The 25,585-nt window shown below is 52.2% G+C and carries 26 protein-coding genes and 1 pseudogene; 7 read left to right on the top strand and 20 right to left on the bottom strand.

Features of this window, described 5'->3' with window-relative positions; translation table 11 throughout:
• Position 1 precedes the first annotated feature (1 nt).
• From NSU14_RS00945 to NSU14_RS00915, 7 genes are all read right to left on the bottom strand, one after another.
• Entirely contained in the window at positions 2-223 is a 222-nt protein-coding gene (locus tag NSU14_RS00945; protein ID WP_042140000.1) for a hypothetical protein, read from the bottom strand.
• Complete coding sequence (locus NSU14_RS00940; protein WP_039303114.1) at positions 220-546, bottom strand: YxlC family protein; 327 nt, start codon at positions 544-546, stop codon at positions 220-222. Before NSU14_RS00940 ends, NSU14_RS00945 begins: the two co-directional genes overlap by 4 nt.
• A complete protein-coding gene (gene sigY, locus NSU14_RS00935; protein ID WP_039303115.1) occupies positions 536-1,078 on the bottom strand; it encodes an RNA polymerase sigma factor SigY in 543 nt (180 codons plus the stop codon). Before sigY ends, NSU14_RS00940 begins: the two co-directional genes overlap by 11 nt.
• A gap of 56 nt (positions 1,079-1,134) precedes the next feature.
• The gene (locus NSU14_RS00930) at positions 1,135-1,341 is read right to left on the bottom strand and encodes a hypothetical protein (protein WP_039303119.1); all 207 of its coding nucleotides are present in this window, start codon (positions 1,339-1,341) and stop codon (positions 1,135-1,137) included.
• A gap of 183 nt (positions 1,342-1,524) precedes the next feature.
• Positions 1,525-2,154 (bottom strand): MBL fold metallo-hydrolase, encoded by a 630-nt coding sequence (locus NSU14_RS00925; protein ID WP_042141679.1) that lies wholly within the window; start codon positions 2,152-2,154, stop codon positions 1,525-1,527.
• Positions 2,155-2,159: 5 nt separating this feature from the next.
• Entirely contained in the window at positions 2,160-2,726 is a 567-nt protein-coding gene (locus tag NSU14_RS00920) for a thioredoxin family protein (RefSeq protein WP_042140001.1), read from the bottom strand.
• Positions 2,723-3,337 carry a DedA family protein gene (locus NSU14_RS00915; protein ID WP_039303123.1) on the bottom strand — a complete coding sequence of 205 codons (615 nt, stop codon included), beginning with the start codon at positions 3,335-3,337 and terminating at the stop codon, positions 2,723-2,725. The genes NSU14_RS00920 and NSU14_RS00915 overlap by 4 nt, the downstream gene beginning before the upstream one ends.
• Before the next feature lie 253 nt (positions 3,338-3,590).
• Between NSU14_RS00915 and NSU14_RS00910 the strand changes: the two are divergent.
• Positions 3,591-3,857, top strand: a pseudogene (locus NSU14_RS00910) (autorepressor SdpR family transcription factor); the annotation flags it as partial.
• Between the two features lie 116 nt (positions 3,858-3,973).
• Positions 3,974-4,627 carry an SdpI family protein gene (locus tag NSU14_RS00905; RefSeq protein ID WP_042140002.1) on the top strand — a complete coding sequence of 218 codons (654 nt, stop codon included), beginning with the start codon at positions 3,974-3,976 and terminating at the stop codon, positions 4,625-4,627.
• A 99-nt stretch (positions 4,628-4,726) separates the two neighbouring features.
• Here the strand turns inward: NSU14_RS00905 and NSU14_RS00900 are convergent, their stop codons facing one another.
• The 3 genes from NSU14_RS00900 to NSU14_RS00890 form a co-directional block, all read right to left on the bottom strand.
• The gene (locus NSU14_RS00900; RefSeq protein WP_340942174.1) at positions 4,727-7,390 is read right to left on the bottom strand and encodes an O-antigen ligase family protein; all 2,664 of its coding nucleotides are present in this window, start codon (positions 7,388-7,390) and stop codon (positions 4,727-4,729) included.
• A 682-nt stretch (positions 7,391-8,072) separates the two neighbouring features.
• Positions 8,073-9,266 (bottom strand): class I SAM-dependent methyltransferase, encoded by a 1,194-nt coding sequence (locus tag NSU14_RS00895; RefSeq protein WP_340942172.1) that lies wholly within the window; start codon positions 9,264-9,266, stop codon positions 8,073-8,075.
• 46 nt (positions 9,267-9,312) lie between these two features.
• Positions 9,313-9,975, bottom strand: a complete 663-nt coding sequence (locus tag NSU14_RS00890) for a DUF6483 family protein (RefSeq protein WP_340942170.1) — start codon at positions 9,973-9,975, stop codon at positions 9,313-9,315.
• Between the two features lie 207 nt (positions 9,976-10,182).
• On the opposite strand from NSU14_RS00890, the gene NSU14_RS00885 reads away from it, so the two are divergent.
• Together NSU14_RS00885 and NSU14_RS00880 are read left to right on the top strand one after the other, a co-directional pair.
• Positions 10,183-10,749 (top strand): winged helix-turn-helix domain-containing protein, encoded by a 567-nt coding sequence (locus NSU14_RS00885; protein ID WP_340942167.1) that lies wholly within the window; start codon positions 10,183-10,185, stop codon positions 10,747-10,749.
• Positions 10,750-12,057 (top strand): MFS transporter, encoded by a 1,308-nt coding sequence (locus tag NSU14_RS00880; RefSeq protein WP_336101165.1) that lies wholly within the window; start codon positions 10,750-10,752, stop codon positions 12,055-12,057.
• A gap of 76 nt (positions 12,058-12,133) precedes the next feature.
• On the opposite strand, the gene NSU14_RS00875 is transcribed toward NSU14_RS00880, so the two are convergent.
• Together NSU14_RS00875 and yyaC are read right to left on the bottom strand one after the other, a co-directional pair.
• A complete protein-coding gene (locus tag NSU14_RS00875; protein ID WP_042140005.1) occupies positions 12,134-12,919 on the bottom strand; it encodes an alpha/beta fold hydrolase in 786 nt (261 codons plus the stop codon).
• 88 nt (positions 12,920-13,007) lie between these two features.
• On the bottom strand, positions 13,008-13,535 hold the full coding sequence (gene yyaC, locus NSU14_RS00870; RefSeq protein ID WP_340942164.1) for a spore protease YyaC: 528 nt from the start codon (positions 13,533-13,535) through the stop codon (positions 13,008-13,010).
• 146 nt (positions 13,536-13,681) lie between these two features.
• Between yyaC and NSU14_RS00865 the strand changes: the two genes are divergently transcribed.
• Positions 13,682-13,906: a DUF1128 domain-containing protein gene (locus NSU14_RS00865; RefSeq protein WP_039309247.1), complete on the top strand. Its 225-nt coding sequence runs from the start codon at positions 13,682-13,684 to the stop codon at positions 13,904-13,906.
• A gap of 118 nt (positions 13,907-14,024) precedes the next feature.
• Here NSU14_RS00865 and NSU14_RS00860 read toward each other — a convergent pair whose 3' ends face one another.
• Positions 14,025-14,744, bottom strand: coding sequence for a pirin family protein (locus NSU14_RS00860; RefSeq protein ID WP_340942161.1), 720 nt, complete (start codon positions 14,742-14,744; stop codon positions 14,025-14,027).
• 359 nt (positions 14,745-15,103) lie between these two features.
• On the opposite strand from NSU14_RS00860, the gene NSU14_RS35895 reads away from it, so the two are divergent.
• Together NSU14_RS35895 and NSU14_RS00850 are read left to right on the top strand one after the other, a co-directional pair.
• On the top strand, positions 15,104-15,640 hold the full coding sequence (locus NSU14_RS35895) for a YtxH domain-containing protein (protein ID WP_081970286.1): 537 nt from the start codon (positions 15,104-15,106) through the stop codon (positions 15,638-15,640).
• A 178-nt stretch (positions 15,641-15,818) separates the two neighbouring features.
• On the top strand, positions 15,819-16,151 hold the full coding sequence (locus NSU14_RS00850) for a DUF5665 domain-containing protein (protein ID WP_042140007.1): 333 nt from the start codon (positions 15,819-15,821) through the stop codon (positions 16,149-16,151).
• 169 nt (positions 16,152-16,320) lie between these two features.
• Here the strand turns inward: NSU14_RS00850 and NSU14_RS00845 are convergent, their stop codons facing one another.
• The 7 genes from NSU14_RS00845 to NSU14_RS00815 all read right to left on the bottom strand — a co-directional run bounded on the left by NSU14_RS00845 (position 16,321) and on the right by NSU14_RS00815 (position 25,471).
• Positions 16,321-17,091 carry a sigma-70 family RNA polymerase sigma factor gene (locus tag NSU14_RS00845; RefSeq protein WP_039309251.1) on the bottom strand — a complete coding sequence of 257 codons (771 nt, stop codon included), beginning with the start codon at positions 17,089-17,091 and terminating at the stop codon, positions 16,321-16,323.
• Positions 17,088-17,540 (bottom strand): anti-sigma B factor RsbW, encoded by a 453-nt coding sequence (gene rsbW, locus NSU14_RS00840; protein ID WP_042140008.1) that lies wholly within the window; start codon positions 17,538-17,540, stop codon positions 17,088-17,090. The genes NSU14_RS00845 and rsbW overlap by 4 nt, the downstream gene beginning before the upstream one ends.
• An 18-nt stretch (positions 17,541-17,558) precedes the next feature.
• A complete protein-coding gene (locus NSU14_RS00835) occupies positions 17,559-17,897 on the bottom strand; it encodes an STAS domain-containing protein (protein ID WP_039309255.1) in 339 nt (112 codons plus the stop codon).
• 96 nt (positions 17,898-17,993) lie between these two features.
• Entirely contained in the window at positions 17,994-19,664 is a 1,671-nt protein-coding gene (locus NSU14_RS00830) for a response regulator (RefSeq protein WP_340942158.1), read from the bottom strand.
• Positions 19,665-19,681: 17 nt separating this feature from the next.
• Positions 19,682-20,551: a CheR family methyltransferase gene (locus tag NSU14_RS00825; RefSeq protein WP_042140010.1), complete on the bottom strand. Its 870-nt coding sequence runs from the start codon at positions 20,549-20,551 to the stop codon at positions 19,682-19,684.
• Positions 20,552-20,633: 82 nt separating this feature from the next.
• Positions 20,634-24,302, bottom strand: a complete 3,669-nt coding sequence (locus NSU14_RS00820) for a response regulator (protein ID WP_042140011.1) — start codon at positions 24,300-24,302, stop codon at positions 20,634-20,636.
• Positions 24,299-25,471, bottom strand: coding sequence for a SpoIIE family protein phosphatase (locus NSU14_RS00815; protein WP_042140012.1), 1,173 nt, complete (start codon positions 25,469-25,471; stop codon positions 24,299-24,301). Before NSU14_RS00815 ends, NSU14_RS00820 begins: the two co-directional genes overlap by 4 nt.
• Positions 25,472-25,585 lie beyond the last annotated feature (114 nt).

Genomic DNA, 25,585 nt, shown 5'->3' with positions numbered 1-25,585 from the left:
TTCAGCGCTTCTGCCCGGCCTTCCGCCTGCCCGGGAGAACTACAAACAGCAGATAACACAAAACTGGTGACGGGAAACCGGTAAGGCCCCAAATTCCCCAGAACCAGGCCATTCGGCCCTTCCCTCTGCCCTGAGCATTACGGAACAGCCAAGTCCCCTGCAGCATCAGTACAGCAGCTATACAAAGCCACAGCCACAAAGGCGCCTTCTGCAATTCACTCACTCTTCAGCATCCTCCCGTCGCAGCCTGATCCGTGCTACTCCCAGACTGCCAAGTGCTGCCAGCGGAAATAGCGCCTGCAAGCCCCAAAACAGTGCCGGGGCAGAGTTTAGAATAGACAGCACTACGCTGAGCAGGAGTAAAGCCACCAGAGAGAATATCAGCAGTTCCTTGCGCTGCCGCTTCACGCGGCGGATTGCTTCTGCCGCAATAAGCTGCTCCAGCTCCGGCAAGGAGGGGGGCGCCACATCGGCATAGTGCTGATCCAGAATCTCCAGTTCTGCTGACAGCTTATTCAGCAGCTCTTCATCACTGTTAAACCTCATCCTCGTCCAGCTCCTTTCGCAGTTGATTCAATCCGGCTGCTACCCTTGATTTGGCCGTGCCGGAAGGGATCTGCAGCATCTGGCCGATTTCATCATAGCCATATCCGTAATAATGCTTCAGCAGTACAGCCATTCTGTGGGCAGTAGACAGGCGGGATAAGGCATCAAGCACTTCACTCCACTCCATATTCCGGCTCTCAAACCTCCAGCGGATACTGCGGCTCCCCTGCTCCTGAGCCTGCTCCTTCTGCCACTTCAACTCACGCTTCCACCGCCGCTTGCGGTCGATGTAGAGCCGGCTGGCAATCGTTATCAGCCATGAAGAAAATGCAGAGGTTCCATTGTAACTTCCCATCTTCTCCATGCATCTGACCATTGTATCCTGAGCCAGTTCTTCCGCAAGTGAAGGGTCCATTGTAGCTTTAATCAGATACTTGTACAGGAAGGGATAATGCTCCCGCAGCAGCATAGCTGTTGCCTTGGCATCCCCCTGCTGCGCCAGTCTGATCTTCTCCAGCGTCCCGTCGCCCATAGTCCCTCCTCTTTCTCTTCCTCACCTCTGTAATACGATTATGTATTGTAGATCGTTCATTCAGGGTCAGAATTATTCTGCAATTCCCACAGCCTGCGCCTCCATGGCTGGACGGCTCCCTTGCCTCTGGGGAAGCGCCAGAACAGAGAAATCTTATTATCCCCATTCTCTGCAGCATACTCTACGGAATTCTGCTCCGCCACGCCTTCCCCGTCTGTTCTCAATTCCCCATAGTCCAGTTGGTGATGCATATCTTCCTTCATCTGCTTCCTCCCATGAAATTAAAGACATATAGACAAAAAAAAGAACGCAAACCGGGATTATTCCACAGTCTGCGTGCTTCGCGAGGTAAATGTTACATTTAATTAACATTATTGTAGCAACTCTGTATCTTCTTGTCCATCTCTAATTTCCCGAATTATGTCATAACCGGCATAAACACGTCGTTACATAGGAACGTATGGGTTATTTTGCTTCTCAAACCCGATAGAGGTGCGCGGACCATGTCCGGGAAATACCCTCACTTCTTCATCCAGCCGGTACAGCTTACCGCGGATCGAATCAAACAGATCACGTTCTCTGCCGCCGGGAAGATCGGTGCGTCCTACTCCCATTTTGAACAATACATCGCCGGAGAACAGATCATTTCCGCACAGGAAGCTGACACTCCCCGGAGAGTGTCCAGGCGTATGCAGCACCCGGAAGGTTAAACCGAGCAGCTTCAGAATCTGGCCTTCCGCCAAATCATATTCTGCCGGATCTGTACTGACCGGAGGGGATGATTCAGGCCACATCAGCGAGCCGTTCAGCTTGGGACTGCCCAGCCACTCACTCTCCAGAGCATGGATATACACTGGGCATTTCTTGGCCTTACGGACCTCATCCAGACCGGCAATATGATCAAAGTGGGCGTGAGTCAGCAGGATGGCCTCAATTTCCATACCCTCAGCAGCACGGAGAAGGGCAGCCGGATTGGCTCCGGGATCAATAATTACACCTTTGGCAGGGTCGGCTCCTGTCAGGAGATAAGCGTTCGTCTGAAGCGGTCCAAGATTATAAGACCTAATATTAAGCATCGGCATTAGAATCCGGAGATCAGACTGCGCAGCTCTTTGGCAATAACCGCGTGTGATTCCGTTCCTTCTCCGTAGGCTTGGCCCATGGCTTTGCGCACTTCGGTGATTTTGCCCTCATAATCCGCAGCTTCGCGGTCCGGGTTCTGCTGTTTAAACTCTCTCATCAGTGACTGTACATGCTCCGGACGCGGTCCCCAATGGCCCAGCACATAGCCGCCGGTATCGGCAAAAATCACGATCGGAACCGAACGTCCGCCCATGGTCAGGAAGTTATCCATAACATCCTGATTCTCTTCCAGAATCAGAACTTCAGTCTTAATGCCTGCCGTCTCCAGGATGCGGAACACCACAGGGACATTACGAACCACATCCCCGCACCAGTCAGCAGCCAGAATCAGTACCCTCAGATCATCCCGGTGATTCAGGCTCTCGAAATATTCCCGGTCACCCTCATCTGTCCAGGCAAACTTCTCATACCAGGATTCAAAAGCCTGCTGGTTCTTCGTCATGCCTTCCACGAACTGGCGCGGGGTCAATCCCTGACCAAATTTAGAAGCTACATTCTGTTTCATACTGCACTACCTTTCTTCTTGGATTTGTACCACTTGAACAGGAAATACAGAACAATAACCGCAAGTGCGGCAAGAATGATTTCATGCGTATACTTAGCTGCGACTTCATCAATAGTCTCCCATTTATCGCCGAGAGTATATCCGAGATATACAAACAGTGCACTCCATGGAATAACAGCCAGCGTGGTCAGCATAGTGAACTTACCGAGCGGCATGCGCGAAATACCAGCGGGAACAGAGATTGCATGACGGACAACCGGGATAAAACGGGCGGTGAAGATTACTCCGGTCCCGTATTTCTGGAACCATTCTTCAGAATGGTCAATATGCTTCTTTTTGATAAAAATATACTTCCCGTACTTCTCCAGCACCGGTCTGCCGCCGTAACGGCCGATCCAATACACAAAAATCTGGGCGACTACCCCGCCAATTGTACCAAACAGAACCGCGCCAAAATAATTAATATCTCCCTGCGAGACCAGATAGCCGCCAAAAGCCAATACAATCTCACTTGGTATGACTTCAATCATCAGGCCAATCATTATTCCGAAGTAACCCAAACTCTGAATCCATTCAAATAAATGCGAAATCAGTTCAGATATAAAATGCAACTGCAGCTCTCCTTCCGTGTATTGCGTAATCAGCCTGGCACTCTGCTGGCAGAATCCTAAGCCTCGTCCGCTCTATGTATCCAGCTTCTCCTAGCCTATTCTAGCATATGCAGGCTTACGACTTCTACTTATGGAAAATGAACATTCGGTTCTCTGCTATAGAAAAGCAGGTATTCCAGCATTGACAAAGTGTGGAATGAAGATCTATTATACATTTAGATAATTATTTAAATGTCGAAAGGGGGCTGCGGAGTTGAATGAATCCTTCAAGGCGCTGGCTGATCCGACCCGCAGACAGATTCTCCGCCTGCTGCGGGAAAAGGATAGGACGGCCGGAGAAATTGCCGATTTTTTCAATATGTCCAAACCCAGCATCTCCCATCATCTGAATGCACTGAAGCATGCGGGACTGGTGCAGGACGAACGGAAAGGCCAGTTTATTCTCTATTCGCTGGATTCCACGGTGCTCGAAGAGGTGCTGGGCTGGTTCCTGGAATTGACGGGTACGGGTAAGGACGGTACGGAGAGTAAGACCATTGCGGATAAACCGGCTGAAGATGCGTTAGGCTCAAAAGGCGCAGGTTCAAAGGGGACCAGGAGCCGGGAGCATTATTCTGACACGGAGGGTGAATCAAGATGAAGGATTTCCAATGGAAATGGCAGGACACACTGATTGTCATTCTGGGATTGTTCTCGCTGGGCTACGCATTGTTGAATTACGGCAGGCTGCCGGATCAGCTTCCTGCCCAGTTCAGCATTACAGGCAAGGTTAACACTTACTGGAGCAAGGGCTCCCTCATTGCTTTTTTCTCCTTCATGGGACTGATCTTCCCTATAGCCATGCAGTTTATGCGTACAATTGATCCCAAAAGAGAGAACTACACTAAGTTTCAAAGCGCTTATAAAATGATCCGCCTGGCAGTGGGCATTATATGCGATGCTGCACTTGTGCTGTCGGTCACGCACGGTCTGGATGAGCAATTTGCCGCCGGGAAGTGGGCTACTGTGAGTCTCGGGCTGCTGTTTATAGTGATCGGAAACTTCATGCCGCAGATCAGGGATAATTATTTCACGGGTGTCCGTACACCCTGGACGCTGGCTAACCCTGTAGTCTGGCGGAAGACCCACCGTCTCTCCGGAATCATGTGGGTGATTGGCGGACTGCTGATTGCACTGGGGGCTTTTATGCCAAAAGCTCTGTCGGTCAGCATGATCATTACCGCCCTGGTTATCGCCATTATCGTACCTTATGTGTATTCGTGGCTGATTTCACGGAGGATCAAGGCCTGAAGCCGGCCGCAGGACTGCACCGAGATCTGGAAGAACGCTGCTGGAGATGCGCATGTAATAAATTCAGCCGGACAGAGTGCCTGCTTAGAGCTTCATTGTTCAGCGGGCCACAATCTTCTCCCGCTCCTCAAGCGTAGCCAGTGCCTGCAAAGCTCTCAGCCGAAGGTAAACCCCTTCGGCTTGCTCATTGATCCCGAAGCCGCGGTCATTATGCCGCCGGCCTGCACTATGCTCCCTGCCGGCAAGCAGGCTGTATTGCCGCAGCAGTTCCAGTCCGGCAGCTGCGCTGTCTGCAGCCCTCTGCCTGTTCCCTTCCGCCCATCCGCGTTCGGCCATTTTAAGCATCCCTTCAATCGCCGCCAGTCTTTTGGCGGCGTTAAATATGTCCGCCTTCAGGCTGCGGCGCACCCAGTACAAGGCCTCACCCGGATCGCGGCCTTGCAGATAACGCTCTGCAAGTTCCCAGTGCAGAGCAGCATCTCCGGGGGAAAATTGCAAACTGTCCAGCAGCAGGTCCATTCCCTGCTCCTCTGGAAGCAGCCGTGATAATGCGGCCGCCGTCTGCGGCTCTCTTGGATTCCATGCCAGCGATTGCCGCAGCAGCGCAGTTTGTGCAGCAGGATCACCGCTTACGCGGGCGGCCTGCTTGTACAAAGCAGCCCCTCTCATTGCCTGATATGAAAGGATGCTTAGCATAAAGGTCAAGACGCAGAGAACGGCGATTGCTGCATACGGCCATGATCGCCGCAGCCCTGTAAGGATGGCGGTATCCTCCGCAACTGGCCGATGTATGGTTTCTGCAAGAGCCCATGCAGGCAGCAGCAGGAGCAGCAGCCATATCAATCCGTAGCTCCAGTCAAAATCAACTGCGCTATGCAGGATGATGACAAGCAGAGGCGGAAGCAGCCTTGGTGACGCCTTGAATACGAGCCAGCCTGCGGCCAGCAGCAGCAGGAGGACAGCAGCCAGACCGGCTGTCCCCAGATTGAGCAGGATGTCGAGATAACCGCTGTGCACCTGGCTGCCTACATAGGGGCGGGACTGGGCGGCGAGGTACGAATGCCGCCAGGTCTCGCCCCCGCGCCCCAGCCAGGGCGCCTCTGCCGCGAGCTTCCAGGCATCGCGGTAGAAGAGCCCGCGCGCGGCGGCCGTCGGGGACGGCCCCGTGATCCGCGCGCGTACCTGCAGCAGGACGGCGCTGGCTGCCGCCGTCCAGGCCCCCGCCGCCAGCGCCAGCATGGCGGCGCGGTGCCAGCCCGCCGCGCGGCAGCTGCGGCGGTGCAGCCATAGGCCGGCTAGCAGCGCGCCGGCCCAGAGCCCGGCCAGCAGCAGCAGGCCGGGCAAGGGCTCTGCCGCCAGCCCGGTACGGGCCAGCTGGCGGTACAGGAGCGCCGCGGCGGCCACAGGCGCGGCGCCGGTGATTAGAAGCGGCGCGGACAGCTGCCGCTTCCAGAGCAGGGCTGCGGCGCCGGCGGAGGCCGCAGCCAGCCATGCGCCGCGCGACTCGCTGAGCAGCAGCGCGGCGGCGTACGGGAACAGCGGCAGCAGGCGCGCCGCTGTCTGCCACAGCTCTGCGGACCAGCCCCGTGCACGGTCCGCTCTGCCAGCCATAGCGGTCTCACCCGCTCTGCTTACCGCTCCACCCTCCGCTTCACCGCTGGCTATGTTCTCCTGCTCCGCTCTGCTTACCGTTCCATCCTTCGCTCCACCGCTGACTATGTTCTCCTGCTCCGCCCGGTTTACCGTTCCACCCTCCGCTTCACCGCTGACTATGTTCTCCTGCTCCGCTCTGCTTACCGTTCCATCCTCCGCTTCACCGCTGGCTATGTTCTCCTGCTCCGCCCGGTTTACCGTTCCACGGGATGCTTCAACCTCTCCCTCTGCGCAGTCTTCTCCACTCACGGTTCCCGAAGGACCAGTCAGCCTGAAGCCATAAGCAGCAGCAAATAGCCGCTCCAGCAGAAACACAGCCATCACCGCGCCAAAGGTATTCGGATACTGGAGCAGTCCGGCCAGCCGGGCACCGGTCGCACTGACCTCAGGTGACTGGCTGTAGGCTACCGCGTAAGGAACCGGCAGGCCACCGCATACCGCCAATAAGGCAGACAGGCTGATCACGAGACCCAGCAGATGCCAGACCGCTGCAAGAAGAGTTCCTCCCCGGCGGGTTCCCGCCACAAGTACAGCAAATACAGCAAAGCTGGCGTAGAATCCCCAGCGCAGCAATTCATCCAATGTTCCTTGCGAGGATAGCGGGCCACGGAATGCATGAATTGCGTATAGAATACAGATGACAATGCAGCAGCCCGGCAACAACCATACAGCAGCCCTCAACCTCGTAACTCTACTCACACTGCCGTTCAACATACGGCCACTCCCGGACACTGCCTCATCTGCTGCCTGCGTTATCTCGGCCTTCCCGGCATGATCTGTCACCAACCGCCCACTTCCGGCTAACCTCTCAGCTTCAGCTGTATCTACCTTCACGCCCCCTCCAGGTAGCGCCCGCACGGTCTCCGTCTTCCCCGCCGGCCCCCCCTGCGGCTTTAGCCGCTTTTCCCAGCCGGAGGCGGCATACAGGACAAGTCCTCCTAGGGTTAGAACTCCGCACAACACAAACCATAGGGTCAGGAAGAGATACATTTCCTTGGCAAAAAAGAATCCTCGCAGCACACAGGCCGCTCCGCCCGCTGCTATCACCGCCAAACTGCAAGCCAGAGTGACCGCCATTCCTCCGTACTGCTGAAACCGATTTATCCGCATTCCTAAATCCCCTATTCTTATTGTTGCTTACAGTCTTCCCATATCTATAGCAATGCAAAAGAAAGTCGCTATATGAACCACACTTAAGTCTAAGATTGGGGAAATAAACGCTTAAGAGCTGGTAGTCAAGCGGGATTATTCGAAATGTTGTAAGTATTACAACTTTGCTTCAGAAATACCCGGGTGTTTGGATGGATTGTTGTACAAAATACAAGAATAGTTTCATAAATCGGCTTGGGGGAGGGGAAATGCTGCATTTTGTACAACAATTCCCGATTAGAGGCGGCATAATGAAAGAATTGTTGTATTTGATGCAAGAATTTAATTCAGGGCATCACAGATGGCCCTACAAAAGTACGAAAACAGCACTAAAATAGCACTAACAATACGAATTCACTACAGATGCGCTACAGCAGCACCACAGCACCACAGTACCACAGCACCACAGTACCACAGTTAGCACTACATCAGCACTCCATCAGCGTCTACAGCTGCACTCCATTAACACCACAGCAGCACCGCAATAGCGGCCGAAGCTTCCAATAGCAATCCCAAGTGGAACCGACTTTGCGGTCCTATTAAAGGACGGCACCCTTTCAGCGAGAAATAAATTATATTTGCACAAAAACAGCCGCCCCCGCAGGAAGCAGCCGTTCTGTCATACTCTGAACTATTAAGCTGATTAATTAAGCTCCGCATTTCCCCCGGGCAGCAGATCAGAGCAGACGCGCTCCAGATAAGGCTTGGCACCGAGAAAATCGCGGAACGCGGTGTACTCGCGCCATTTGGCGGCGTTGTCGCCGCTGTCGCTCCGCACGGCACGGATTAGAATGTTCTTCGGCGTATGCTCCATGTCGATGAATTCCAGCAGCTGGCTGCGGTAACCCATCAGATCAAGCAGCTTGGCCCGGATTGCATCCGTGGCCAGTGCCGAGAAGCGTTCCTTCAGGATTCCGTGTGACAGCAGCGGACTCAGCACATCGCTCTGCACCTGGGCGAACAGCTCATGCTGGCAGCAAGGTACCGAGAGGATGACTGATGCGCCCCAGCGTACCGCCTTCTCCAGAGCTGCATCTGTAGCTGTATCACAGGCATGCAGGGTAACAACCATGTCCACCTGGTCCAGTTCATTATAGTCCGCGATATCACCGACCAGGAACCGCAGACGGTCGTAGCCCAGCTTGGCAGCGAGGGCACCGCAGTGCGCAATGACATCCGCCTTCAGATCAAGACCGACTATATTCAGCTCCCGCTGCTCACGGACGGCCAGATAGTGGTACAGTGCAAAGGTCAGATAAGATTTGCCGCAGCCGAAATCCACAATCGTCAGCGGACGGCCTGCCGGAAGATCACCGAGCACATCTTGGACCATCTCCAGGAACCGGTTAATCTGGCGGAACTTATCATATTTCTTAGCCAGCACTTTGCCTTCGCTGTTCATAATGCCCAGCTCCACGAGAAACGGCACAGGTTCTCCTTCGTCCAGGACATACTGCTTCCGGCGGTTATGTGCCAGGTCCGGTGCCTCCTGTTTGCTGGCAGACTTAGTCAGAATGGACACCTTGTATTTTTTGCTGATCAGCACCTGGTAGTCGGCACTGGCGGTACAGAGCAGGCCTTGTCGGAAGGTCTCTCTCAGCAAAGTCAGCATTTCCTCAGCGGCATCCTCTGCCGGAATATTGCGGTGTTCGACCTTAGGGCCGATATAGTAGGCGAACTGATAGTGCAGCTTGCCCTTTAATTCAACAGGTTTGATCTGCACTTTGCTGTAGGTGACCCCACCCTTGTTGCGCAGCTGGCTTAATGTAGCCGTAATCAGTGTACGGCCGGTAATCAATTGGTCGATCAATGCTTTCAAAGATTCCACTGGGTACATCTCACTTTCGAATTTATAAATGGAGCACGTTGTCTCCTGAATATCGTTATATTATAGCATTAACCGTAAGCTTGCTCCATTCTTCCCCGCCCTGCTGCACTTCCTCCAGAGGAAGCCCGCCCTGGGATAACAGCTCCGGACTCAACAGCAGCAACCGTCCGTACAGCTCCCTGCCCTCCGCCGCAACATCCTCCCCTTGCTCCCATAGCCGGTACAGGCTGTTCTCTGCTTTGGCGTAATGTCCCAGGGATTCCTGGTAGGCCATCAGCAGCCGCTCGGTTTTGGCCGGAAGACGGTAAGGCTCCACTTCCTCCAATAGCTCATTGATATCGCCCGTCATGTTCAGCAGCTCACGGTCGGCACCATGCAGATCCGCATACAAAAACAAATGCAAGGAACGCATCGCCCTGTAGAGGGCTTGATCCTGATCCCCTTTTGCCGCGTAAATACCGCCTTCCTCCTTCAGCAGCCGGGCTACCCCTTGCAGCTTATCGGACTCCAGCACACCGCCGAGACGAAACATATCAATAATGTCCTCTACGGACAGCGAATTGAGCAGACGGGAATTTATGCGGAAATGCCGCATCAGCAGCTCGTCCACTTCCCACAGGGCTTCTGTTGTTTTTTTATCCTGCTTCAAGGTCATTACCTTGGCAACCATTGCCGTCATATCCTCGATCATGCGTACGATATAATCTCTCCGGAACATGTTTGCTCACCCTTTCGCCTTTGAAATCATCTTAAACCATTCCACCCGCCTGCGCCACCTGGCATAACCCCTGTCCTTCAGCCAACACTTGTTATCACTGCTACTAATTGTTCTTGACATAAAATAGCAGCCTCAAATACAATACAAATAACCGATCTGGAATCCAGATCATACTGTTACACAGATTGAATTACAGGAGGAAACGTGATGTCCCAACCCGCTGACCCCGGGCAAAGCCCGCCGGAAGCAGCTGCTTCAAGCAAATCTCGACTGGAAGATAACGTCCAGCCTTTGAAGGTCACCCCGGAACAGGATAAGCTGCTGGAAAGCGCCTTGCGGATTAAGATCATGCATACGCTGTCGGGGGAACCCCTCACGTCCAAGCAGGTTGCCGGGAAGCTGAACAAGACACCGGGGAACATCCACTACCACATCGTCAAGCTCTATGAAGGCGGGCTCCTGGAGCTTGTCCGCACCGAAGCAGCAGGAGGCATCATCCAGAAATTCTACCGCTCCAAAGGGACGATGTTCCGCTCGGAACAGCTTAGCAGCTTCCACTTCCGCCAAGAAGACCAGGTGGAGCATTTCATTACCAGACTCACCCTCTCTCCTCCGGAGATTGCGAAATTCCATCAGGAGATGCTGGAGCTGATCACCGCCTGGGAATCCAAAGTTACTGCCGGTGACGAGTATGGTGTTGAAATCGTGATGGGCCGTCTGCAGTCTGCTGAGCCTGCTCCGGAGACGGATACAGATGCGGAGGTACAGGAGTAGATGAATACCGCCGCTCCTTCCGGACAGGAAAGGCGCAATCCGCTGCAGGGTTTCGCTGCTCCTTTTGTCCGCTCACGCGCTTTTCCCTATCTGTGGCTGGGACATTTAATTTCATTCCTCGGCAGCTCGGTGACGATGGTCATTCTGCCCGTCCTCGTCTATTCACTGACCGGATCAACCACCACGATGGGTCTGGTTATGGCCGCTTACATGCTGCCGAATGTGATCATGCTTCCGGTATCCGGACATATCGTGGACCGTTACGACCGTGTGCGGATTATGATGCTGGCCGATATTGCCCGCTTTGCCGTGATGATGATAACGGCAGTCTTGGCCCTGACCGGAATACTCAGTATTCCGCTGCTCTATATCCTGGTAGCCTTCTACGGCCTTCTCGATGGTCTATTCCAGCCTGCTTATGCTGCAGTCCGGGCCACAGTATTCACTCCGGACATCCGCGTGGCTGCGAATTCATTGACCCAAATCACTACCCAGTCCGTACGCCTGATCGGCCCCGCACTGGGCGGTCTGCTGATCACTCACCTGTCCGCAGGTGTCGGCTTCGGCCTGGATGCCTTCACTTATCTGATCTCCCTAATCTGCCTTGTCTACCTGCGCAGAGTGCTGATCGTCAAATTGCAGCCCGGACCCGCCGCAGATTCCGCGGCCTCCGTTCTTCCGGATACTGAAGCCCCGGATACTCCTAACTGGAAAGAGGATTTCATCGAGGGAATCTCCGTTCTGCGCAGCCACCCCTGGCTGTGGATTACGATTCTGGCCTTCTGCTTCATCAACATCTGCTACGCGGGGATCAGCAGTGTCCTTCTTCCCTGGCTCTTCAAGGTCCATCACGGCTGGCCTCCTTATGTCTACGGGCTTGCCGTTACTTTCTCCGGTGTAGGCGCAATTATCGCAGGCTTGCTGTTCGGACTGCGGCCGAAATGGAAGAACCGCGGCATTATGGCTTACGGCGGTGCTATGCTGGGTGGTGTGGCTCTGCTGCTGATGCCGTTTGCGGGTACTCCGGCTGCAGCCATCGCTTTCTTTGCACTTGAAGGCTTCGGGCTGATGATATTCGGACTGATCTGGGAGATCAGCCTGCAGGAGCTGGTTCCGAAGGAAGCCTTCGGACGGGTAGCCAGTCTCGATTTATTCGGCTCCTTCGCCCTGCTGCCGGTCGGCTATATCTTTGTCGGCTGGCTGGCCGACCTGATTGGCGGGGTTCCGACCATAATTATTTTCTCCAGTCTGGGACTTACCTGTGTCGCTCTCGTGCTCTGCGTTCCGGCTATCCGTAAATTTCAATAAAAGCCGCAGCGCGGCCAACACAAAGAAGCAGCACTCCGCCATCCGGCGGGTGCTGCCTCTTTGTGTGCTAAATGAATTACTTCTGCACAGGCGTGTGTACGAAATCCTTGATAATCTGCGACAAATGCTCCGGAGCTTCAAACATGCTCATGTGGCCCACTCCTGCTATCGTCACCTTGGTAATATTCGGATTATCCGAGGTGAAGGTCCGTTCTGGAGTCACCTTCGAATCCTCCGCTCCGGCTACCAGCAGCACCGGCAGCGCTGTTGCCGAGATCACATCACGCCGGTCCGGGCGCTCACGCATAGCCATGGCCGCGCCTACCGCGCCTTGCGGCGGGGTCTTATAGCCGATCTCCTTGGCACGTTCCAGCAGCTGCGGAGCTGCTCCGGAAGCAAAGAGTCCGGGTACCAGCTGATCTACAAAAGCAAAGATCCCTTCGTTCTGGATCATGCTGACGCTCTTCAGCCGGTTCTCCTTGGCTTCCTCACTATCCGGATAACCGGAGGAATGAATCAGTCCGAAGCCCTTCAGCCTGGAGGCATGGCGCTGGGCAAACGACAACGTAATGTAGCCTCCCAGGGAATGTCCAAGCAAATAACACTCAGGAATCTCCAGGGCATTCAGCAGTGAAAGAACATCATCGGCCATCTGTTCGATCGTGTAGGCTCCGAGCGGAGCATCTGAAGATCCGTGTCCGCGCAAATCAGGGGCAATGACCCGGTAATTGGCGATTAGGCCAGGAATAACCTTCTCAAAGTATTCCGAGCTCCCGCAGAATCCATGCAGCAGAACAATGACATCACCTTTACCTTGATCACTGTAACAAATGTTGTTTCCTTCGCATCGAACATTTTCCATGGCTGCTTCCTTCTTTCTATGTAGTATCCGGTTGAAGACCGCGGCTTGTCTTTATTATTAAGCTAGATCAGGTACCTTTGAAACGCTCTCAGCCCGTGAGCCCGAAACCCTGAGCGGCAGCACGAGCAATCTGGTCGGCCATAACGATCACCCGGTGCAGCGGCGTGGTCTGCAGCGTACGGTAAGGCCGGGGACTGTTCACATCGACAATCGCCGCCAGACTGTAGTTTCCGACCGCGGGCAGCAGCAGCCCGACAGACTGTGCCGGACGAAGCGGCTCCGCAGCCGCAAAGTAATACCCGAGCGCAGCGGGCGGCCCCAAGCAGGCATCCACAGCGATAATAATCTGCCCTTCCGGAATCTCTGCTATCCGCTGGACCAGATTATTAGCATCGCATGGTGCCGGCAGCGTACCGGTAACATGGGGGAAACCATATTCAAGCAGACGGCTGCCAGTTAGCGGCCCCAGGGCATCACCAGTGGAGCGGTCCGTTCCGATGCACAGAAAGGTCAGCTGCTCTGCCGGATGCAAGGCGGCGATCTCCCGGAAGAAAGAAGCCAGCCCGTCAGCATCCATTTTGCGGCGTTTCCTGCTCTCTTCTTCTCTGATTGCCAAAGACTTCTCTCCCCCTCACTCCATTGCCTGCGAATTATTCCCTCTAATTTAACATGTTTTCTGTGATCCAGACAAAAAAATGGTCTTTCACTGTCCAAACATGATAAAATACTTGAACTATCACTTAGGGAGGACTGTTATACCCCATGGATTTATCGAAACCAAGCCAGGAAAATGTTGAGTATATGATCGAGGGTATCAAAAACAAGCTGAAAATGGCCAGCGCTGCGGCTATGCAGGCCTCGGCTTTTTCGGTGGAGCATTATGAGGATATTCAGGATATTTATGAGGTTGCCATGGGCAGCGACAGGCTGAGCATCTCACAGGTTGAGGCGCTTGTCTCTGAGCTTGGACGCTTGCGCAAGAAATAATCCGGTTAAATTGGCATGATAAAAGCCCTTCTCTCCGACCCGTCCGTAGGAATGGATAGGGAAGCTGAAGGGCTTTTGTGCGTTGATGCTCGAGTATAGGCAGGTCTGCACCTGGCATTTACGGCAGATCAATCAGGATGAACTCTGCATCTCCGCCATTGCTTGTCCCTTTAATCGTCAGATCACAGCTCTTACGGATACGCGCCGCATCTCCCTGCTGAAGCTGAAACACGCCGTCTGAGCAGCTAATCTCCAGATTCCCGGAAATCAGATAAATATGAGTGCGCCGCTCCTCTTGCTGCGGATAATGCAGCTCCCGGTTCGTCTGCAGAAGGGACAAATAGACCGTAACATCCTCGCCCAGCTTAAGCGCTCCCTTGTCCGCTGATCCGGAAGCCACCGGAAGCAGGTTGTTCAGCTTAAGCTCCTCCGGAAAGAATCTTGCGTCCCACCTCGGCGTCATTCCCGGACGGTCCGGCAGCAGCCAGATTTGCAAGAAACGCACATTCGAGCTTAGGGACGGGTTCGTCTCCGAATGATTGATGCCTGTACCCGCGCTAATCATCTGTACACTTCCGGCCTGCAGATCCGCATGATTACCAAGATCATCCTGATGCTTCAGGACTCCGGAAACTACATAAGTAATAATCTCCAGATCATGATGCGGATGCTCATGCATGCCTTGCTCCGGCTTCAATTCATTGTCGTTATGGGCCAGCAGTGCGCCAAAGTGGGCATTGCTGGGGTCATCGTAATCGGCAAAAGAAAAGCTGAATTCACTGTGTATCCATTCTCTATTCGAAGTATGACGCTCTGCTGATGTGACTACTTTAATCATAAACTTTGCACCTCCATAGATGTTGGAACCTTCACCATATCTTAAACAGGGGATAAATGCTCCTTATATGAGATGTATATAGGCGCTGTGATTTAGTATCTCTTACCCCCTTCCTTTCTTCATCAATCAACCGTTTGTAAAGCCGTAAATGTGGCCGTTTATATATAGAAAAGACCCTTTATTGCCGGGATGCTTCCCTATACTCCGGCAATCTTTCCCATGCTCACCAACTGTTTCAGTATATACCCCTACGTTTATATACGAAGTAAGATACTTCAGGCTATCCTGAATTTGAATGACGGCAGGCAGCATAGCAGCCGGAGTTCAAATCATAATAATCTAATGAGGAGTGATTGGTGATGAACAAGGCAGAAACGGAATATCCAGTAGAAAGCGGCGGCACATTTTTCAAGGGAATTTTTATAGGCGGTCTGCTTGGGGCTGCGGCGGCACTGTTGTTCGCACCGAAACCCGGTCGTGAAATGCGCAGTGATTTGTCGGACAAGCTCTCGATTGCCACTGACAAAACCAAAGAGGTTGCAGGAGCCGTAACAGACAAGACCAAAACGCTGGCAACTACAGTCAGCGAAAAAGCAACCGATCTGGCAGGTACAGTATCTGCTAAAGCCTCCGACATCTTCACAACGGTCAGCGACAGCAAACAACAAATTGCTGCTACATTGTCGGAAACAGGCAAGAAGATTGGTGAAACTGTAAGCGAAGCCTCCAAGGATGTGGCTGGTGACGTTAAAGACGCTTCCAAGGATGTCACGGATGAAGCCAAAGACTCCTCTAAAGAGGTAGCCGACAAGGCTAAAGATGCTTCCAAAGACATAGCTGATGAAGCTAAGGATGCTAAAGAGGAAGTTAAATCCTCTTACAAGTCCAATTATTAAAAACGGCGATATACGGCCTTTTTAGGCAGTACAAGAGAGCAGCCAGCTCGCCGTAGCTGGCTGCTCTCTATTTATGCATGCCTTTTTTAGGCTTATAGGCCCACACTAAGCCGAAATGGATTATACCCTCATATTCTCAATAAAGCCTGTTCCAGGCTATAGAAAGCAGGTACGCCTTATGGGAGAAGCGGACACCAGAACTAAAGCTTATGAAGTTGATGAGCATCCCTTCGAGCTGCGGCATGAGGTCAAACGCTTGAATGCACGGCTCGACAAAATCGCAGATTCACTCGAAAAATCAGAATTCAAGGATATTCTAGAGAATTATACGGACCCCAAGAAGCGGATCATTACTAATCTGATGGCCGGCGTATCCAGAGGCCTGGGGCTTTCCCTTGGTACGTTCGTGATCCTCGGTTTATTGGGCTATATTCTTAGTTTGTTTCTTGATGTGCCGGTTATCGGGGAATATCTTGGAGAAATCAAAAAGTATATTGATGCCAACAGCTAAGTGAATTTCCCGCTCACCCCTCCTGCAGCCTACTCCCGCCAGAATAGACTGCAGGAGGGGTGTTGCTCGTGGAACTACGGGAGATTATTCCTGCCTACAGCAAAACAAGCCCTATCCCGGCGGGGAAGGGCTTGTCCTGCTATTCAATATAAAGGCATACTTCTTAAGCTTAATAAGAGGAGTTAGCCATAATCTGCTTCAGCTTCTCGGTAGCACGCTTCTGTATGCGGGAAACACTCATCTGCGATACCCCGAGCTTCTGGGCGATGGCACGCTGTGACTGGCCATCCTGGAAGGCCAGCAGCAGCACCTGCTGTTCCTGCTCCTTCAGCTGTCCCAGAGCCTGCTGGAGATCCATACGTTTCTCCACAGTCTCATAGTCATTGGCGTCAGAGCTGATCAATTCGCCGAGTGTAGCACCCGTCTCTTCCTGTGAGAGCGGTGAATCCAGGGAGACATAATGATAACATTCCCTGCCGGCCAGTACTTCTACAGTTTCTTCCACGGTAAGATCCAGATAATGGGCAATTTCTTCCACCGCAGGGGAACGTTCCAATCGAATGGTAAGTTCATCAATGGCCTGCTGTACAAGTGCGCCTTTTTCTTTGATCCGTCTTGGAACCTGTATGTACCAGGATTTATCACGCAGGAAATTCTTCATATGTCCGATCATGCTTTTCATAGCATAGGGCTCAAAAGGTATCCCCAGACTAATATCATACTGCTGCAACAGCCGGATCAGCGCCATTTGTCCCACTTGATACAGATCTTCATAGAGATCCGGACGGTTACGGGCAATTTTGCCGGCTGCCATCTTCACCATGGGCTCGTATTTACGGATGAGCACTGTAGCTATTTCATTGTCTTTCGTCTGCTGGTATTCCCAGATCAGGCTTACTGCTTCATTCATGGACTCTGGGGGAGTCACTTTGTCGTTCATACTTTCTCCTCGCTGTAATTAAGCCGCTTAGTCAGGGTAACGACTGTCCCTTTCCCTGCTTCGCTAACGACGCTAACGTCATCCATAAGCGCCTGCATTAAATAAAATCCCAGTCCGCCCACCTGAACATCATTCAGCTCCTTGTCATGCAGCGTCATACGTTCATCGGACGAATCCAAACCGTCAAAGCTCTCCCCCTCATCTTTGACAGTAATGGACAAAGCACTTGATCCTACTTCAAAGATTACATCAACCAAACCGTCTTCCTGCCCGTAAGCATAAAGCACGGAGTTGTTACAGGCTTCCGAGACTGCTACCTTCATATCCTCAATATCTTCGTAAGTGAAACCCATCTTAGAGGCAATGCCATATAAATTAAGTCTGACGATATCGACATATTCTGCACTGGCGGGTAACTGAAGAACTACTCTTTGCACGTCATCACTCATCCTTAGTTCGATCCTTTCCTAGTGGGAATTCTCTTGGGGGGCAAAAAACTTGGAAATGCCGGTCATATCAAACAATTTCTGTATTTGTGGAGGAACTTCCTCAACGGCAAATTTAACTTCCATTCCGTGTCTTGCTTTGAGAATCGACAACAAAATCCCGATGCCTGTGCTGTCAATGTATCTCAAATCCTTAAGATTAATCACGAGATCAAGTCCCGTATCTCCCACTAGGGGTTCCATGACCAGACGGAAATCAGGAGCCACAGACAAATCGAGCTCTCCAATCAGATAAACGGTGCATACTGTGCCTTCTGTTTCGGTTTTTGCGTGGAACTTTTCGCTTTTATGTGTATTCATAGACAACTCTCCTGATAAATGTTTTCTTTACCAATAACCCTAATGGAACACTGTTGAAACAACAATGGGGACTTAACGGCTGTGGTAATTACTGGATCATGCATTAAAAAGTGAGGCATTCCGCTGGGCAGCGGGGTTATCCTTGACAGAATACCGGGAAATAATCTGCTTGATGCTGCTTAGCTTGAGCGGTTTACTGATATAGCCGTCCATTCCGGCAGCGGTGCAGCGATTCTGGATGCCCTCCATGACATTCGCAGTCATGGCAATAATAATGGTCTTGTCCGGGGAACCGCCGCTGTCCTCGCGAATCCTGGAGGTTGCTGTCAGCCCGTCCATCACCGGCATCTGCAGATCCATGAATATAAAATCGTAAGCAGAGTTCCGGGCCATCTCTACAGCCTGGCTGCCATCCTCGGCAACCTCGGCATTATAGCCAAGCTTGTCCAGCATGCTTACCATCAGTCGCTGGTTGATCGGATGGTCATCCACGACAAGCACCTTGCTGCGCCAATGCCGGTCAACCACTTTCCCCGCACTCTGTTCCTCCTGGCAGCTGCCTGCCAGTTCATCCTCCGGGACAGCTACCTGTATCGTGAATACGAATGTAGCTCCCTTCTCTTCCATCGACTCCACACGGATATCTCCGCCCATCATCCCAACAAGCGACTTACAGATGGCGAGCCCCAGGCCTGTCCCTCCGTATTTGCGGGTCATGGATGAATCAAGCTGAGAGAAGGGCTGGAACAGCCGGTCACATTTCTCCGGTGAAATTCCAATGCCTGTATCTTTCACTGTAAATTCCACTACCAGTTTATTATCAGCTGTAGGCACGCTGGACGCAACCAAATATACGCCGCCCTGGTTGGTAAATTTGACCGCATTGGCCACCAGATTAATTAATACCTGGCGCAAACGGGCCATATCCCCGTAAATGAGCTTCGGCAGCTTCTGGTCGATGAAATAAGCCAGCTCCAGATTCTTTTTGCCTGCTTCCGCAGAAAATAAGCTAAACACCTCTTGGATGGTGGTTTGCAGCTCAAACAACTGCTCTTCCATTTCCATTTTGCCTGATTCCATCTTGGTGAAATCAAGGATATCGTTAATGACCGTAATCAGGGTATCCGCACTTTTACGGATGATCTCCGTATATTCCTTCTGCTCAGGAGCAAGCTCCGTCTCCATCAGAAGATCGATCATGCCTACTACCCCGTTCATCGGCGTACGGATCTCATGGCTCATCATCGCGAGGAATTCGGTCTTGGCATTAGCGGCAATCTCCGCCTCTTCCTTGGCTTTGACCAGTTCCCCGTTAATCCGCTCGAGTTCCTGCGTCTTCTGCTGCAGCAGCATAGACTGAAGCTGCTGCTTCTTGCTGGTCAGATACATGTTAACAAAGCCTTCGATCTTGGACTTCAGGATCTGTGGAATAAATGGTTTGACCATATAATCAATGGCACCGGCAGAATAACCCGCGAACAGATGCTCCGCCTCCTTGCTGTTGGCAGAGATAAATATGATCGGAATATCCTTGGTTTTCTCTCTGGCTTTGATTAATTTGGCGGTTTCGATTCCGTCCATACCCGGCATCTGCACGTCCAGTACGATAACTGCAAATTCATATCTTAATAAGCACCGCAGTGCTTCTTCACCAGAATTGGCTTTGACAAGCTTGTAATGCTGACTCTCAAGCACTGCTTCCAGTGCCAGCAGATTCTCGGGACGGTCGTCAACCAGCAGTATATGAATCGGTTCCTGAACCCCCATAGGCCCCTCCTTACCCGCTACTTATTCTTGCGGTATATTTTTTCCACCCTGTCCAAAGCTTCGTAGCTGTCACTGTATTTCGTGAAATGAATGGATTCCTTGGAACCAAGGACCAGCACTCCAAACCGGCTGAGACTTTCGTGGAATAAGCCATGAACATGATCGCGGAGCTCATCGTTGAAATAGATCATTACGTTGCGGCAAAAAATAACATTAAATTCATTAAATGAAGTGTCTGTCGCCAGATTATGCTCGGCAAAAATAATATTCTTGCGCAAGTAAGGCTGCAGAATCACTGAATTATACTTTGCAGTGTAGTATTCCGAGAACGCGCGTGTACCGCCCGCCTCCAGATAATTCTTGGTATATTGCTTCATCTTCCCGATCTCATACACGCCTTCTTTGGCCTGCTGCAGGGAACGGGCGTTCATATCCGTTGCATAAATCCGTGCCTTGTCGTAAAGCCCTTCCTCATGCAGCATAATAGCCATGGAATATACCTCTTCGCCTGTGGAACAGCCGGCATGCCAGATCCGGATATACGGATAGGTCCGCAGCAGGGGGACCACCTTCTGCCTGAAGGTCAGGAAGAGTCCCGGATCGCGGAACATTTCCGTTACAGGGATCGAAAGACTGTATACAAACCGTTCAAAGCAGGCACGGTCATGCAGCACTTTCTCCTGCAGGGCGGATATGCTGGGCACATTCTCGGCATGGACATGATGCCAGATACGCCGTTTCAATGAAGGCAGCGCATAATTCCTGAAGTCATATCCATATAGACGGTGTACCCCGCTAAGAAGCAGCTCAATTTCAATCTGTTCAAGCTCCTGTTTGCTCCCTGCCTGAATAGCCTGCTCCTCATATCCGCGATCCATAGCTGTCATTGTTATCAATACTCCCTTGCCTAAGCCTTATTTCCGGACTCGTTCCAAATGGTACTGTATAGCTATTACCCCGAAATCGCCCTTACGAATACAACCAGACACGCATTAAGGAAAGAAGCTGATCTGTACTGATCGGTTTCTTCATATAATCGGACGCTCCGGCCTCAATACACTTCGCCCGGTCCTCCTTCATCGCCTTGGCCGTAAGTGCAATAATCGGCAATTTCTGGTACTGCGGCATTTGCCGGATACGGCGCATCGCTTCATAGCCGTCCATTTCCGGCATCATCATATCCATAAGCACCAGATCATAATCCGTCTGCTCCACCAGCATATCTATGGCCTCCCGCCCATTCTCGGCGAACTTCACTTCCATGTGATACCCTTCGAGAACACTGGAGAGGGCAAAGACGTTTCGGATATCATCATCAACGAGCAATATTTTTTTGCCGTCGAACAATTCTTCTTTATTGTGCAGCTTTTGCAGAATTTTACGCTTATCTTCCGGAAGATTAGCCTCTACCCGGTGCAGGAACAGCGTAGTTTCATCCAGCAGCCGTTCCGGCGAGCGGACATCCTTGATAATGATCGATTCCGCATATTTACGCAGCTGTGTCTCTTCTTTGCTGTCCAGATCTTTACCGGTGTAAATAATGATCGGCAGATCATTCAGCTCTTCATCGTCCCGGATCTGATCCAGCAGCTCGAACCCGGTCATATCCTCCAGCATAAGATCGAGGACCATACAGTCGTACCTCTGCTTGCGCAGCTCGCCCAGGGCTTCATGGCCGGTGGAAACCGCAGTAATGGCTACATCATCATGCCCGATAAGCTCCATGATGGATCGGCGCTGGATATCATCATCTTCTACAATGAGCAGATGCTTAAGTGTGCTGGCGGTGTAGTTCTCAATCTGCGAGAATGCCCGGTCCAGCGCTTCGCGGGAAGAAGGCTTTCTTAGGTAGGCCATCGCGCCCATCATGAGGCCCTGCTTAATCTCATCGTTCACGGAAATCACATGCACAGGGATATGCCGGGTCTGGGATGCACCCTTAAGTTCCCTGAGTATGGACCAGCCGTCCATGACGGGCAGCTGGATATCGAGAATAATCGCGTCAGGCAAATAGGTCTTGGCCATCTGCAGGCCGGTATCTCCCTGAAGAGCCACCAGTCCCTTGAAGCCGCGGCCGCGGGCCATGCCGAGCAGTATCTTGGCAAAGCTCTCGTCATCCTCGATAATGAGCAGAACCTTGTCGCCGGCGGTCAGCGATTCGCGGTCGTCCTCAACAATAACCGGCACGAGGGGCGTAGGGGTCACATCGCCGGTTTCATCCCATGAACGTTCGTCCCGGTATTCTTCAAGCGTCGCCGCATCCCGTGCAGCGGCTGCTTCTGCCACTCCCGGCAGCAGGCTGTAATTCCCTTTGACCGGCAGGTACAAGGTGAAGATGCTTCCTTGTCCTTCGCGCGATTCCAGTCCAATTGCCCCGCCCATCAGACGGGCCAGCTCGCGGCTGATCGACAGACCTAGACCTGTGCCCCCATACTTGCGGCTGGTTGTCCCGTCGACCTGCTGGAAAGCCTCAAAGACAATATCCATCTTGTCAGACGGGATGCCGATTCCGCTATCCTTGACGGACAGTGCAATGTATTCAAATTCATGCGGCAGATAGGAAGGCAGCTGCTTGGTGTCCGCCCGGCTGACGGAGAACTCCACATGTCCTTCGCTGGTAAATTTGAACGCATTGGACAAGAGATTGCGGAGCACCTGCTTCAGTCTGTGGCTGTCCGTGAACACATGGTCCGGCAGCGGCTCTTCGAAGGATAAGCGCAGCGACAGCCCCTTCTTACTGGCCAACGGCGCAAAGTTCTGCTTCACGAAGGTCTTTAGCTCCGTAAGCGGAATCTCTTCGTAATTGAGCTCCATTTTGCCGGCATCCACCTTGGACAAATCGAGGATCTCATCTATCATCTTGAGCAGGTCCGCACCTGACATATAGATGGTATGGGCGAATTCCACCTGCTTGTCGCTCAGATTCCCTTCTTTATTCTCCGTAAGAAGCTGAGACAGGATTAACAGGCTGTTCAGCGGCGTCCGCAGCTCATGGGACATATTCGCCAGGAACTCAGATTTGTATTTGCTGGTCACCGCAAGCTGCATCGCCTGCTTCTCAAGCTGGACGCGGGCCTGCTCAATCTCATCCTTCTTCTCTTCGACCTCCTGCACCTGCTCCTGCAGCGCATGGGTCTTGGCGACCAGTTCCGTATTATAATGCTCCAGCTCTCCCTGCTGGCGCTGCAGCAGCTCCTCGGAACGCTTCAGCGCATCTGTCTGTTCCTCAAGATTCTCGTTGGAACGGCGGAGTTCTTCCTGCTGGGTCTGCAGTTCCTCTGACTGGCATTGCAGCTCTTCTGTGAGCGCCTGCGATTCCCGCAGCAGCTCTTCAACGACAAGCCTGCGGCTGATATTATTCAGAATGATACCCAAATTATTCGATAGCTGATGAAGCAGCTCATTCTGCAGCACCGAGAAAGGAGTAAAGGAAGCGAATTCCACTACCCCCATAAGCTCATCTTCAAATAAAAGCGGATGGATGGAAATGTAACCCGGATGCGATTCCCCGAATCCGGAGGAAACGGAAATATAGTTATCCGGTGCCTCTGTCAGCTTGATCGGCAGCTTGTCCAAGGCACTCTGCCCGACCAGCCCCTGACCGATCTCGAAGCTCTCCTTCGGTTTGATGCCTTCCTCACCGGCATAGAAAGCGCTGCTGACCAGCAGGTTCGGATTATTCTGATCCTTCAAATATACAGCACCGTACTGGGCTCCCAGCACAGGTGTGAACTCACTGATAAAAGTCTGCGATACCTGATCCAGTGAACTGACTCCGCGCAGCAGCTCCGTTACCCGGGCTATGTTCGCATTCAGCCAAGCCTGATCACTCTGCGCCTGGGCATAGGATTTCTCAAGCTGCTGTTTCTGCTCAATATCCTCAGCCATCTGCTGGAACACGCGGGCTACATCACCAATCTCATCTTTGGATTTGACCTTGATCCGCCGGATCGCCCGCATCTTGCCGTTACCAAAGCTGGTAATCATCATGGATACGACACTCAGACCGCGCGTAATACTCGGGATAACCCACAGGATCACCCCAAGCCCCAGCAGCAGTCCCACAATCATAATCAGGGTTACCATCTGAATCGAACGCTCGGAGGCCTCCTTGGCTTTGGCGGTCTCATCGGTCATCCGGAAGGCATTATAATCGGAAAGTGCGTTCAGACTGTTCAGCACCTCGTTCTGGATATCTTGTCCTTCTGTATTACGGTAAGTATTGGCATTCTGGAAGTACCCGGCAGTCAGCATCTCCAGCACTTTATTCTGATAATTCTTATACGCAGAATAAGAAGCCTCAATCCGCGATAACAGCTGTAATTCTTCTGTGGTCTTCATGGAGTCCTGTATATTCTTCAGATGATCCTCGGCTTTGAGCACCTTGCTGTTAATTTCCGCCTTCTGTGCATCCACAGAGAGTGTATCCGCGTTAAGCATCGAGGTGGTTAAAATCCGTGCCATATCATTCACTTCACCGCGAAGCCCTGAAGAGGAGCGGCCTTTGCTGTATCTCTCCTGGAAGCTGTCAAGCTGTCCGCTCATATAATGTAGCCGGTCATACCCGATCATGGTAAGAGCCAGCATAATGGCCAGCATGGCACTGAAGCCGATTAGCAGTTTAGCCTTTATTTTCATTCCCTATCTGTCCCTTTCTTCAGCGAAATCCATACCAGACACTTGTCGTCATCGCGCTCCTGATTCACAGGCTCATTCAGGAAAGCAGTGCGCATAACTTCTTCCTGCCAGTCATGACCGGCATTCAAATGCCCGATCATGAATTCGAGCTGTTCTGCCTGCTCTCCCTGGACCATCTCCAGCAAGCCGTCTGTAAACAGCACCAGATGTCCTTCTTCCTCATAGCTGAGGCTCTGCGGCTGGATATCAATCCGGTCAAACAGCCCGACCGGGTGGCAGTTGCTCTCCAGCAGAACCGGGGTCTTGGCCTCTCCTTCGAAGAGCAGCGCCGGCGGATGTCCGGCATTCACATAATCAATCCGCTTCATCCGTGTATCAATGACAAGATAGATTGCCGTGAAGTAATACTGGACCAGCTGCTTCTCAATATAGAGCTGGTTGAAACGCCTGTTGAGTTCTTGAATAACCTTCTCCGGCTCCACATAGGTAGTCACGGTATCCTTCAATACCGAGGCCAGGAACATACAGAACAGCGATGAAGAAATCCCGTGTCCCATCATATCCAGCAGAATGACAGCATAACGCCCGTCACCCAGCGGATACCAGGCGTATAAGTCACCGGCCAGCTCAAAGGACGGCTGATAAATGGCATGCACCTCAAACGTTTCCTCGGTAAGCGGCAAGCTGAGTACTGCATTCTGCACTAAGGCAGCCAGCTTCAGCTCATCCTGGATGCGCTGATCCCGCTCCTTATGCCAATCCTTCTCGCGTTTCAGCCGCAGGGCCAGACGGATGCGGGCCATCAGCTCCACCTTGTTAATCGGTTTCGTAACATAATCTACGGCACCTGCATCCAGTGCTTCTGCGAGCTTCTTGGAATCTCCCACAGCGGTGACCATAATAATGGGAATGTCCTTCAGATGCTCATATTGCTGAACCACACGGCATGCCTCAATCCCGTCCATCTCCGGCATCATCATATCCAGCAGTATCAAATCGATATCCGACTGCTTAGGTCGCTTCTCATCACTGCCAGAACCCACACCGAGCAGCTTCAACATATCTTTAGCGGACGAAGCCGTTATAAAATTCCGGTAATCTTCTTTTTTCAGGATTTCACGGATAATGATTACATTGGTCGGATTGTCATCTACGATTAAAATTCTCAAGCTCCCTCACCTCACACGAATAGTATTAGGACCGTAAAACCTGTAATTCTATCACTCTATCATACGATATTTGAACGGCCTGTTTCCATATATCAAGATATTGGAAGAGAATCA

This window comes from Paenibacillus sp. FSL R10-2771 (assembly GCF_038000205.1).
GTDB lineage: Bacteria > Bacillota > Bacilli > Paenibacillales > Paenibacillaceae > Paenibacillus_AQ > Paenibacillus_AQ phytohabitans.
Note: the sequence above shows the minus strand (reverse complement) of the source record. Positions and strands in the feature narration are given on the sequence as shown.

Excerpts from the sequence above, each read along its gene's own strand:
- NSU14_RS00940 (WP_039303114.1), bottom strand. The coding sequence starts at position 546 with ATGAGGTTTAACAGTGATGAAGAGCTGCTGAATAAGCTGTCAGCAGAA.
- sigY (WP_039303115.1), bottom strand. The coding sequence starts at position 1,078 with ATGGGCGACGGGACGCTGGAGAAGATCAGACTGGCGCAGCAGGGGGAT.
- NSU14_RS00930 (WP_039303119.1), bottom strand. The coding sequence starts at position 1,341 with ATGAAGGAAGATATGCATCACCAACTGGACTATGGGGAATTGAGAACA.
- NSU14_RS00925 (WP_042141679.1), bottom strand. The coding sequence starts at position 2,154 with ATGCTTAATATTAGGTCTTATAATCTTGGACCGCTTCAGACGAACGCT.
- NSU14_RS00920 (WP_042140001.1), bottom strand. The coding sequence starts at position 2,726 with ATGAAACAGAATGTAGCTTCTAAATTTGGTCAGGGATTGACCCCGCGC.
- NSU14_RS00905 (WP_042140002.1), top strand. The coding sequence starts at position 3,974 with ATGAAGGATTTCCAATGGAAATGGCAGGACACACTGATTGTCATTCTG.
- NSU14_RS00900 (WP_340942174.1), bottom strand. The coding sequence starts at position 7,390 with ATGCGGATAAATCGGTTTCAGCAGTACGGAGGAATGGCGGTCACTCTG.
- NSU14_RS00895 (WP_340942172.1), bottom strand. The coding sequence starts at position 9,266 with ATGTACCCAGTGGAATCTTTGAAAGCATTGATCGACCAATTGATTACC.
- NSU14_RS00890 (WP_340942170.1), bottom strand. The coding sequence starts at position 9,975 with ATGTTCCGGAGAGATTATATCGTACGCATGATCGAGGATATGACGGCA.
- NSU14_RS00885 (WP_340942167.1), top strand. The coding sequence starts at position 10,183 with ATGTCCCAACCCGCTGACCCCGGGCAAAGCCCGCCGGAAGCAGCTGCT.
- NSU14_RS00880 (WP_336101165.1), top strand. The coding sequence starts at position 10,750 with ATGAATACCGCCGCTCCTTCCGGACAGGAAAGGCGCAATCCGCTGCAG.
- NSU14_RS00875 (WP_042140005.1), bottom strand. The coding sequence starts at position 12,919 with ATGGAAAATGTTCGATGCGAAGGAAACAACATTTGTTACAGTGATCAA.
- NSU14_RS00865 (WP_039309247.1), top strand. The coding sequence starts at position 13,682 with ATGGATTTATCGAAACCAAGCCAGGAAAATGTTGAGTATATGATCGAG.
- NSU14_RS00860 (WP_340942161.1), bottom strand. The coding sequence starts at position 14,744 with ATGATTAAAGTAGTCACATCAGCAGAGCGTCATACTTCGAATAGAGAA.
- NSU14_RS35895 (WP_081970286.1), top strand. The coding sequence starts at position 15,104 with ATGAACAAGGCAGAAACGGAATATCCAGTAGAAAGCGGCGGCACATTT.
- NSU14_RS00850 (WP_042140007.1), top strand. The coding sequence starts at position 15,819 with ATGGGAGAAGCGGACACCAGAACTAAAGCTTATGAAGTTGATGAGCAT.
- NSU14_RS00845 (WP_039309251.1), bottom strand. The coding sequence starts at position 17,091 with ATGAACGACAAAGTGACTCCCCCAGAGTCCATGAATGAAGCAGTAAGC.
- rsbW (WP_042140008.1), bottom strand. The coding sequence starts at position 17,540 with ATGAGTGATGACGTGCAAAGAGTAGTTCTTCAGTTACCCGCCAGTGCA.
- NSU14_RS00835 (WP_039309255.1), bottom strand. The coding sequence starts at position 17,897 with ATGAATACACATAAAAGCGAAAAGTTCCACGCAAAAACCGAAACAGAA.
- NSU14_RS00830 (WP_340942158.1), bottom strand. The coding sequence starts at position 19,664 with ATGGGGGTTCAGGAACCGATTCATATACTGCTGGTTGACGACCGTCCC.
- NSU14_RS00825 (WP_042140010.1), bottom strand. The coding sequence starts at position 20,551 with ATGACAGCTATGGATCGCGGATATGAGGAGCAGGCTATTCAGGCAGGG.
- NSU14_RS00820 (WP_042140011.1), bottom strand. The coding sequence starts at position 24,302 with ATGAAAATAAAGGCTAAACTGCTAATCGGCTTCAGTGCCATGCTGGCC.